The following is a 9,478-nucleotide window of genomic DNA, read 5'->3' as shown; positions in this document are numbered from 1 at the left end:
GATCTTGAAAAAGCAAAGTCAAAAGATCGCAGCCTGCGGCAACTCCTACAGGTGGATTGTCGATATCAGAGGCTGTAGTAGTAACCGCGGCTACGCAGGGCCACGATGCGCGGTCGGCCGTCGGGGTGCGGACCGATCTTCTTGCGCAGGTTGCTGACGTGCATGTCCAGGCTGCGGTCATACAGGGTCAGCTTGCGGCCAAGGGCGATCTGCGCCAGTTCCTGTTTGTCCAGTGGCTCGCCAGGTTGCTTGAGCAGAGCTTCAAGCAGACGACTTTCGGAAACCGTCAGGGTCAGTTCCTTTTGATCGATGCTGACCACGCCGCGCACCGGGCTGAAGCACAGGTCGCCCAGTTCCAGCTGGCTGGAGACCGCCGCCGGATGACTGCGGCGTAACACGGCACGCAGGCGGGCGGTCAGTTCCCGTGGGTCGCACGGTTTGGCGAGGTAATCGTCGGCACCCAGCTCCAGACCGAGGATGCGGTCCAGTGGTTCGCCGCGGGCCGAGAGCATCAGCACCGGCAAGTCCGGGTGATCGCTGCGCAACTGCTTGAGCAGTTCCAGGCCGCTGCCGTCCGGCAGCATCACATCCAGCACCACGGCCGCAGGGGAGGTTTCGGTCAGCGCACGACGGGCGCTCTGGCCATCGTGACAGGCGCGAACCTGAAAGCCTTCCTGGCTCAGCCAACTGCTCAGGAGCTCACACAGCTCCTGATCATCATCAATTAGTAACAGCTCGCTCATGACTCACTCAATTTAGCCATTGTCGACGTTTTCGTCTTGCACCACTGGCGAAGATACCGCAGAGCAGGGCCAATAGCGCTACTCCGGCACCGATGACGAACCACTGCTGCTGATCGGTCAGCAAGCGCGGTAGCGAACTGCCGGCCTGGGCTTCCTTGAGTTGCAACTTGAGACGCTGGTTCTCCTGGCGCAACCGGGTCAACTGGGCGCTCTCGCGTTCACCATCGGCATTTTGCAATTGTTTGCTCAGTTCTTCTCGTTGCCGTTCGCTTTCTTTCAAGCGCTGCTGTAACTCGTTGATCTGGCTACCGGCGCTCAAGGACAAAGGCGTCGACTTGCCGCCCTCGGCTTCTTCACCGTGGGCGGGGGCCATTATCGACAACGAGACCAACAACAGACACAACGGACCTTTGCGCATCGCGACTCCAAATTCCAATACGAGTATTGGGAAGTTGTCGGCCGGCAAACGAGAATAATGAGCGATTGAGAACGCGATGAACCGATAAGGTTCATCGCGTGGGGGACTTGCGAAAGGAAAGTTACGGCAGGACTTGCTTGAACGGCTTGACCAAAACGTTGGCGTAGACACCTGCGGCGATGTACGGATCAGCGTCGGCCCAGGCCTGTGCGGCGCTCAGGGAGTCGAACTCGGCGACGATCAGGCTACCGGTGAAACCCGCAGCACCCGGATCATTGCTGTCGACTGCCGGGTGTGGGCCGGCCAGAACGATGCGACCTTCACCTTTGAGCACCTGCAGGCGCTCAAGGTGTGCAGGCCGTGCGGCCAGGCGGGCTTCCAGGGAGTTGGCGACGTCTGTGGCAATGATTGCGTAAAGCATGTCAGTCCTCGGTTTTTGGCGATGTGGTATCGGCGTCGTGCAGATGGCGGGACAGGTAGATGCCCTGGCCAACCAGGAACAGCAACGTCATGCCCAGGCTGCCGAAGACTTTGAAGTCGACCCAGTAGCTCTGGAACGTGAACGCGACAAACAGGTTGGCGGCGCCGCAAAACAGGAAAAACACGATCCAGGCGATGTTCAGGCGCGTCCAGACAGGCTCCGGCAGGGTCAACGCGTGCCCCATGATGCGCTTGATCAGCAAGCGGTCACCGATGAAGTGGCTGCCGATGAAACCCAGGGCGAACAGCCAGTTGACCACCGGGGCTTTCCATTTGAGGAAGGTCTCGCTGTGGAAGGCCAGGGTCAGGCTGCCGAAGACCAGGCAGGCGACGAGGGTCAGCCACTGGCTCTTCTCCAGCTTGCGCTGTTTGATGAACAAAGTGCCGTAGACCACCAGGGAGCTGATGATCAGCATCGCGGTGGCACTGTAAATACCGCCTACAGTTACCTCGTGGCCGGCAATGTCGACGACCCGTGGATCGATTTTGAAGACGATGAAAAACAGCAGGAGCGGGATGAAATCGATGAATTGTTTCACAGTGGCAGCCAGAAGCAGGATGTGGCGGCATAATAACAAACATATGGGCGCGCGATAGCGCCAGCTGATTTGAGGTTACAAAGCCCCGTGAATGTTGATTTGCACTGCCATAGCACGGCCTCCGATGGCGCCCTGGCGCCTGCGGCACTGGTTGCGCGTGCGTTCGAGAAAGGCGTGCGAGTCCTGGCCTTGACCGATCACGACACCCTCGAAGGCATCGCCGAGGCCCGGGAAGCCGCGAATGCGCTGGGCATGCAACTGGTCAACGGCGTCGAATTGTCCTGCACCTGGGGCGGTGCGACCATCCATGTGCTGGGCTACGGTTTTGATGTCAATGCCGCGCCGTTGGTCGAAGCCATTGCCAAATTGCACGATGGCCGCTGGCTACGGTCTGAAGAAATAAGTCGCAAACTGGCGCTCAAGGGCATGCCCGGTGCGCTGGAAGGTGCCCGGGAAATCCAGAAAGAACTGGGCGACAGCGGCAACGCGCCGGCCCGGCCGCATTTCGCTGACTGGATGGTCCGTGAAGGTTTTGTAAAGGATCGCGCCGAAGCGTTCCGCAAATGGCTGGGTGCTGGCAAGCTCGGGGACGTCAAGCAACATTGGCCGACCCTGGAGGACACCGTCGAAACCCTGCGCGCGTCCAATGCCTGGGTCAGCCTGGCCCATCCGTGGCATTACGATTTCACTCGCAGTAAACGTCGCCGCCTGATTGCCGACTATATTCAAGCAGGAGGCCAGGCGATCGAAGTGGTCAATGGGCACCAACCCGCCGAGCAAGTGGGCAGCCTGTCCATTCTGGCTCGCGAGTTTGGTCTGCTGGTCAGCGCCGGCAGTGATTTTCACGGCCCTGGCGGGTGGTCGGAAATCGGTGAGTATCGCCCGCTACCGGAGGATCTGCCGCCCCTGTGGTGTCGGTTTAAACATGACCCAGTTATTACTGCCGTCTGAACAGGAAGAGAATGTGAGTCAATTTTTCCAGATTCATCCGGAAAACCCGCAACCGCGCCTGATTAAACAGGCTGTCGAAATCATCCGCAAAGGCGGGGTGGTTGTTTATCCCACTGACTCTTCCTACGCCATCGGTTGCCAGATTGGCGACAAGGTTGCCGTGGAGCGCGTCCGCCGTTTGCGTGGGCTCGATGAGAAACACAACTTCGCACTGATCTGCTGCGATCTTTCGCAACTGGGCCTGTTCGCCAAGATTGACACTGGCACGTTCCGTTTGCTCAAGGCCCACTTGCCGGGACCGTACACCTTCATTCTCAACGCCACGCGCGAAGTCCCGCGACTGTTGCTGCACCCGAAAAAACGCACCATCGGTCTTCGGGTGCCGAGCCATCCCATTGCCCTGGCACTGCTGGAGCAACTCGGCGAGCCGTTGATGAGTGTCAGCCTGATCATGCCCGGTGATACCGATCCGATGTATGACCCCTATGAAATGCGTCAACTGCTCGAACACCAGGTCGACCTGATCATCGACGGCGGTTTCGGCGGGATCAAGGCGTCTACCGTGATCAACCTTGCCGACGGCGAGCCGGAAGTGATCCGCGTGGGTTGCGGTGATCCTGCGCCGTTCATGGCCGAGGCCTAGATGTCGGCAGTAGAACCCGTCGATCCGCAAGCAGGCGCCCAGCAAGAACTGCCTTTTGCCATGGTCTATGGCCAGGCGGTTCTGGAAATGCCGCTGGACCTGTACATCCCGCCAGATGCACTGGAAGTCTTCCTCGAAGCCTTCGAAGGCCCGCTGGATTTGCTGCTTTACCTGATCCGCAAACAGAACATCAACATCCTCGACATCCCGGTGGCGGAAATTACCCGCCAGTACATGGGCTATGTCGAGTTGATGCAGTCGGTGCGCCTCGAACTGGCCGCCGAGTACCTGGTGATGGCGGCGATGCTGGCCGAGATCAAGTCGCGGATGCTGCTGCCGCGGGCCGAGACCGTCGAAGACGAAGAGGACGACCCGCGCGCCGAACTGATCCGCCGCTTGCAGGAGTACGAACGCTTCAAGGCTGCCGCCGAAGGCATCGATGGCCTGAGTCGCGTCGGTCGTGATGTGGTGGTGCCCAAGCTCGACGCCCCGGAAGCAAAGGCACGCAAGCTGGTACCTGATGTGCGTTTGTCAGAGTTGTTGATGTCCATGGCCGAAGTACTGCGCCGTGGCGATATGTTTGAAAGCCATCAGGTCAGCCGCGAGGCATTGTCCACCCGCGAACGCATGAGTGATGTGCTGGAGCGGCTCAAGGGCGGCGGTTTTGTACCTTTTGTCGAGCTGTTCACCGCCGAGGAAGGGCGCCTGGGGGTTGTCGTGACCTTTATGGCCATCCTCGAATTGGTCAAGGAATCCTTGGTCGAGCTGGTGCAGAATGAGCCGTTCGCAGCGATTCACGTGCGAGCCCGAGCCGAATAACGAGTCCAATCATGAACCTGAGTGAACCCCGCGAGCTGGCGCCATTGCTTGAAGCCTTTCTGTTGGCCTCGGGAAAGCCGCAATCCCTGGAACGCCTGTACGAACTCTTTGAGGAGGGCGAGCGGCCGGAACCGCCGGTTTTCAAGAAAGCGCTGACGATACTGGCCAAATCCTGTGATGGCCGCGCGTTCGAACTGAAGGAAGTCGCCTCAGGTTATCGCCTGCAAATCCGCGAAAAGTTTTCGCCGTGGGTCGGGCGTATATGGGAGGAGCGGCCGCAGCGTTATTCACGGGCCATGCTCGAAACCATTGCCTTGATTGCCTACCGACAGCCGATCACCCGGGGCGAAATCGAAGATGTGCGGGGGGTGGCGGTCAACAGTCAGATCGTCAAGACATTGATGGAACGTGAATGGATTCGCATCGTTGGGTACCGCGACGTGCCCGGCAAACCGGCGATGTTCGCCACCACCAAGGCGTTTCTCGACCATTTCAACCTGAAGAACCTTGACGATTTGCCACCGCTGGCGGAGCTGCGGGAGTTGGAACCCGACCCGGTGCTCGACTTCGACGACGCCCCGGTGCCTGCCGCGTTGCAGGAATTGGCCGACGCCAGCGCCGAGCCGGAGGAGCCCAAGGAGGAAACCAGTTTCCATACGCTGCTGCTGGAACTGGACAGCATGGAGGAGGGGATCAAGACCGACTTCGACGATTTGTTGCGTGATGGTCCGGCGTTTGAGACGGATTCGGAGATGGCCGACGCTCAGGCAGAAATCGATGTTGCGGCAATCGAGCCTGCACTTGAAGAGGAGCCAGAGCCGGAAATCGAACCGGAACCGGAAGACGACATCCTCGGTGTTGCCGAGGCTCGGGAAAAACTCCTGGCCGCTGTCGCCGCGCTTGAACAGCCAAAGCCTGAGCTGTCAGACGAAGAAGCCGAAGCCCTTGCCCTGGCCGAAGCCATCGAAGCCGAACGCCGCGAATTCGAGGAGTAAAAAGATCGCAGCCTTCGGCAGCTCCTACAGGGGATCGCATTCCAAATGTAGGAGCTGCCGCAGGCTGCGATCTTTTGATTTTGATTGCACCACCGGTCGGCGGAAATCCAAATAACCTGCCGTCGATCAACTAGTCTCTGATGCGCAAACGCCCTCATGCGCGTATGATTCGCGACCCTTCGGCGATTCCTTCGCCAAAGTACCCAGTTTTCAGACCACACCGGGAGGTGCCCAGATGAGTATCAAAGACCAGCAAGACGACCAGCCAATCGGCCCAGCAGGCGAAAAACTGCAGAAAGTCCTCGCCCGTATCGGCGTCGGCTCGCGCCGTGACGTGGAAGCCTGGATCAGCCACGGCCGCATCAAGGTCAACGGCAAAGACGCCACCCTTGGCCAGCGTGTCGATATGCACGACGCCATCACCATCGATGGTCGCGTGATCAAGCGCGAAGAGGCCGCCGAGTCGGTCCGCCGCGTGATCATGTACAACAAACCCGATGGCGAAATCTGCACCCGAGTTGACCCGGAAGGCCGCCCGACCGTGTTCGACAAACTGCCACGTCCGAAAGAAGGGCGCTGGATCAACATCGGTCGCCTCGACATCAACACCACGGGTTTGCTGATGTTCACCACCGACGGTGAACTGGCCAACCGCCTGATGCACCCTTCCTACGAAATGGACCGTGAATACGCGGTACGTGTGCGTGGCGAAGTCGATGACGAGATGATCGAGCGCCTGAAGGCTGGCGTTGTCCTGGAAGATGGCCCGGCCAAGTTCACCGACATCAAGCAGGCTCCGGGTGGTGAAGGTTTCAACCATTGGTACCACTGCGTGGTGATGGAAGGTCGCAACCGTGAAGTCCGTCGTCTGTGGGAATCCCAGGGGCTGGTGGTCAGCCGTCTGAAGCGCGTGCGTTTCGGTCCGGTGTTCCTCAACTCCGACCTGCCGATGGGCCGCTGGCGTGAAATGAGCCAATACGAAGTCGACATCCTCAGCGCCGAAGTCGGCCTGACCCCGGTGGCGATGCCGCAATTGAACGCCAAGAGCAAGGACAAGCTCGACCGGATGCAGCGCAAATCCTCGCGGCCAATGGCCCGTACCGAGCGTGTGCGTACCCTGCGTCCAGCGAATGGCGCACCTGTTGCCCCGCGTGAAAACCGCGAGCCGCAGATCGAAGGCGAGCGTCCAGGTCGCAAGCCTGCGGCCCGTCAGGACGGCGAGCGCGGTCCACGCACTCCACGTCCGGCCAGCGGCCGCACCGAGCGTGGCGAAGGTCGTGGTACACCGGTAGCGGATCGTCCGGTCGACACCAAGCGCCCGGCCAAGCCAGCGCCAAAACGTCCGGGGATCAAGCTGGTCGACGGTGACCAACCTTCGGGCAAGCGTCGCGGTGCACCGGCAGGTTCCGGTCAGCGTCCGGGCTTTGGTCGTCGTAAGCCGGAGTGAGGCAGGGGTAAGCTTTTAGCTTCAAGCTGCAAGTAAAAAAACGCCAACCTTCGGGTTGGCGTTTTTTTTTACGGTCGGTTCGGGTGTTGTGTTGTTTTTGAGGGCCTCTTCGCGGGCAAGCCTCGCTCCTACAGTCCCTGCGTGCCGAACGATCCATCCCCAAACACCGCCATTCTGTAGGAGCAAGGCTTGCCCGCGAAGGCGTCAACGACAACAACACTATCTCCCGCATGGAAAACTGTCGTTACGTGCTGTAAAGAAATCCTGACGTATATCCCGGATAACTCTCGTGAAATCCACGTGTGGCAGGCGCCGTAAGAGAATTTTTACGCGCCGAAGTCTTATGTCCTTCTCCCCCCGCTCTAACCCGCTTGTTTCCCCGCCCCATGCAGGGTGTTATGCGCCCCATGCCTGTCGTGCAGGTGCATAACAAAAAGGAGGCGCAATGAACGCCGCAATCCATGTTCACTTCTCCGCCAGGGGCGTGATTCACGCCGTCCCCGTCAATGATCCGCAAGGGTCTGACCCACTATTTGCAGCCACCCGAGCGACTCGGGGTGGACACAGGCAATCCCGGCAAACGACACGCTGATCCAGCGGGTCTGGCAGCAGGGGGTTACAGGTGTACAATGCGCCGCGTTTTACCTGTGACCTCCTGCGCATCAGCGCAAACCTCAAGGCTATCCGCCTTGTTCACTCCGCCGCGTCACGAGCGTGTCGGGTTCGATTTCGTCACAGATAAAAACAAACAGGTGACGCATGACCGTTGTAAATACGCTGAACTCCTGGTGCCTGCGCTGGGGTTTGATCGATGCCGCTTAGTGTCTTTGCAAAGCAGCAACGTTTACTGAACATCATCAAACCTTGCGTGAGACCCTTTTCATGAGTGGACAAAACTCGCATTCAGGCGAGCTGAAACGCGGCCTGAAAAATCGCCATATTCAATTGATTGCCCTCGGTGGCGCGATCGGTACCGGTTTGTTCCTTGGCTCGGCCGGGGTACTGAAATCCGCTGGCCCATCGATGATCCTCGGCTACGCCATTTGCGGCTTCATTGCCTTCATGATCATGCGCCAACTGGGCGAAATGATCGTTGAAGAGCCCGTGGCCGGTTCTTTCAGCCATTTCGCCCACAAGTACTGGGGCGGCTTCGCCGGCTTCCTGTCGGGTTGGAACTGCTGGATTCTTTACATCCTGGTGGGCATGTCCGAGCTGACCGCTGTCGGCAAATACATTCACTACTGGGCGCCGGATATCCCGACCTGGGTCTCGGCTGCCGGATTCTTCGTGCTGATCAACCTGATCAACCTGGCCAACGTCAAAGTGTTTGGCGAGGCCGAGTTCTGGTTCGCGATCATCAAGGTCGTGGCGATTGTCGGCATGATCGGCCTAGGCAGCTACCTGCTGGTCAGCGGCCATGGCGGCCCGCAGGCGGCGGTGAGCAACCTGTGGTCCCACGGTGGCTTCTTCCCTAATGGCGTCAGCGGTCTGGTGATGGCCATGGCGATCATCATGTTCTCCTTTGGTGGCCTGGAAATGCTCGGTTTCACTGCAGCTGAAGCCGACAAGCCAAAAACCGTGATCCCGAAAGCCATCAACCAGGTGATCTACCGGATCCTGATTTTCTACATCGGCGCACTGGTTATTCTGCTGTCGCTGACCCCATGGGACAGCCTGCTGACCACGTTGAACACATCCGGTGACTCCTACAGCGGCAGCCCGTTCGTGCAAGTGTTCTCGATGCTCGGCAGCAACACCGCTGCGCACATCCTCAATTTTGTGGTGCTGACCGCAGCGTTGTCGGTGTACAACAGCGGCACCTACTGCAACAGCCGCATGCTGCTGGGCATGGCCGAGCAGGGTGATGCGCCCAAGGCGCTGGCGAAGATCGACAAGCGTGGCGTGCCGGTGCGTTCGATCCTGGCTTCGGCGGCCGTGACGCTGATCGCGGTACTGCTGAACTACCTGATGCCACAGAGCGCTCTGGAACTGTTGATGTCGCTGGTGGTGGCCACCCTGGTGATCAACTGGGCGATGATCAGTTACTCGCACTTCAAGTTCCGCCAGCATATGAACAAGACCGGTCAGACTTCGTTGTTCAAGGCCTTTTGGTACCCGTACGGGAACTACATCTGCCTGGCGTTCGTGGTGTTCATCCTGGGCGTGATGCTGTTGATCCCTGGCATCCAGGTCTCGGTGTACGCGATTCCGGTGTGGCTCGTGTTCATGTGGGTCTGCTACGGCATCAAGAACAAGCGCAGTGCTCAGCCTGCGTTGCGGGCTGTGGCGGAATAATTCCACGCCTAAACATCAAACCCGGCCAAGTGCCGGGTTTTTTGTTTTCAAAGATCACACATCACCCTGTGGGAGCGGGCTTGCTCGCGAAAGCGGTTCAACCGTCAGGATTCAAGTCGACTGACACTCCGCATTCGCGAGCAAGCCC

General features: G+C 59.2%; 10 protein-coding genes. 6 read left to right on the top strand and 4 right to left on the bottom strand.

What is annotated here, in order from left to right; translation table 11 throughout:
* Window positions 1–65: 65 nt before the first annotated feature.
* The 4 genes from ACRESJ_RS06595 to ACRESJ_RS06580 form a co-directional block, all read right to left on the bottom strand.
* Window positions 66–743 carry a response regulator transcription factor gene (locus tag ACRESJ_RS06595; RefSeq protein ID WP_431757195.1) on the bottom strand — a complete coding sequence of 226 codons (678 nt, stop codon included), beginning with the start codon at window positions 741–743 and terminating at the stop codon, window positions 66–68.
* A 7-nt stretch (window positions 744–750) separates the two neighbouring features.
* Window positions 751–1,161, bottom strand: coding sequence for a translation initiation factor 2 (locus tag ACRESJ_RS06590; protein ID WP_431757194.1), 411 nt, complete (start codon window positions 1,159–1,161; stop codon window positions 751–753).
* Between the two features lie 121 nt (window positions 1,162–1,282).
* Window positions 1,283–1,582: a YciI family protein gene (locus ACRESJ_RS06585; protein WP_007984134.1), complete on the bottom strand. Its 300-nt coding sequence runs from the start codon at window positions 1,580–1,582 to the stop codon at window positions 1,283–1,285.
* Window position 1,583: 1 nt separating this feature from the next.
* Window positions 1,584–2,180 carry a septation protein A gene (locus ACRESJ_RS06580; RefSeq protein ID WP_431757193.1) on the bottom strand — a complete coding sequence of 199 codons (597 nt, stop codon included), beginning with the start codon at window positions 2,178–2,180 and terminating at the stop codon, window positions 1,584–1,586.
* Window positions 2,181–2,267: 87 nt separating this feature from the next.
* Here ACRESJ_RS06580 and ACRESJ_RS06575 point away from each other — a divergent pair, with 87 nt between their 5' ends.
* From ACRESJ_RS06575 to ACRESJ_RS06550, 6 genes are all read left to right on the top strand, one after another.
* The gene (locus ACRESJ_RS06575) at window positions 2,268–3,131 is read left to right on the top strand and encodes a PHP domain-containing protein (RefSeq protein WP_431757192.1); all 864 of its coding nucleotides are present in this window, start codon (window positions 2,268–2,270) and stop codon (window positions 3,129–3,131) included.
* Between the two features lie 13 nt (window positions 3,132–3,144).
* On the top strand, window positions 3,145–3,774 hold the full coding sequence (locus tag ACRESJ_RS06570; protein ID WP_431757191.1) for an L-threonylcarbamoyladenylate synthase: 630 nt from the start codon (window positions 3,145–3,147) through the stop codon (window positions 3,772–3,774).
* Window positions 3,775–3,894: 120 nt separating this feature from the next.
* Window positions 3,895–4,593 (top strand): segregation and condensation protein A, encoded by a 699-nt coding sequence (locus tag ACRESJ_RS06565; RefSeq protein ID WP_431757196.1) that lies wholly within the window; start codon window positions 3,895–3,897, stop codon window positions 4,591–4,593.
* 11 nt (window positions 4,594–4,604) lie between these two features.
* Window positions 4,605–5,588, top strand: coding sequence for an SMC-Scp complex subunit ScpB (gene scpB / locus ACRESJ_RS06560; RefSeq protein WP_431757190.1), 984 nt, complete (start codon window positions 4,605–4,607; stop codon window positions 5,586–5,588).
* Between the two features lie 235 nt (window positions 5,589–5,823).
* Window positions 5,824–7,035, top strand: coding sequence for a 23S rRNA pseudouridine(2605) synthase RluB (rluB, locus tag ACRESJ_RS06555; protein ID WP_431757189.1), 1,212 nt, complete (start codon window positions 5,824–5,826; stop codon window positions 7,033–7,035).
* Between the two features lie 882 nt (window positions 7,036–7,917).
* Entirely contained in the window at window positions 7,918–9,330 is a 1,413-nt protein-coding gene (locus ACRESJ_RS06550) for an amino acid permease (RefSeq protein ID WP_431757188.1), read from the top strand.
* Window positions 9,331–9,478: the final 148 nt, after the last annotated feature.

The organism is Pseudomonas sp. (assembly GCF_050739655.1).
In the GTDB taxonomy this organism is placed as follows: Bacteria; Pseudomonadota; Gammaproteobacteria; order Pseudomonadales; family Pseudomonadaceae; genus Aquipseudomonas.
Note: the sequence above shows the minus strand (reverse complement) of the source record. Positions and strands in the feature narration are given on the sequence as shown.

Coding starts and splice junctions, on each gene's coding strand:
- ACRESJ_RS06595 (WP_431757195.1), bottom strand. CDS start 743: ATGAGCGAGCTGTTACTAATTGATGATGATCAGGAGCTGTGTGAGCTC.
- ACRESJ_RS06590 (WP_431757194.1), bottom strand. CDS start 1,161: ATGCGCAAAGGTCCGTTGTGTCTGTTGTTGGTCTCGTTGTCGATAATG.
- ACRESJ_RS06585 (WP_007984134.1), bottom strand. CDS start 1,582: ATGCTTTACGCAATCATTGCCACAGACGTCGCCAACTCCCTGGAAGCC.
- scpB (WP_431757190.1), top strand. CDS start 4,605: ATGAACCTGAGTGAACCCCGCGAGCTGGCGCCATTGCTTGAAGCCTTT.
- rluB (WP_431757189.1), top strand. CDS start 5,824: ATGAGTATCAAAGACCAGCAAGACGACCAGCCAATCGGCCCAGCAGGC.
- ACRESJ_RS06550 (WP_431757188.1), top strand. CDS start 7,918: ATGAGTGGACAAAACTCGCATTCAGGCGAGCTGAAACGCGGCCTGAAA.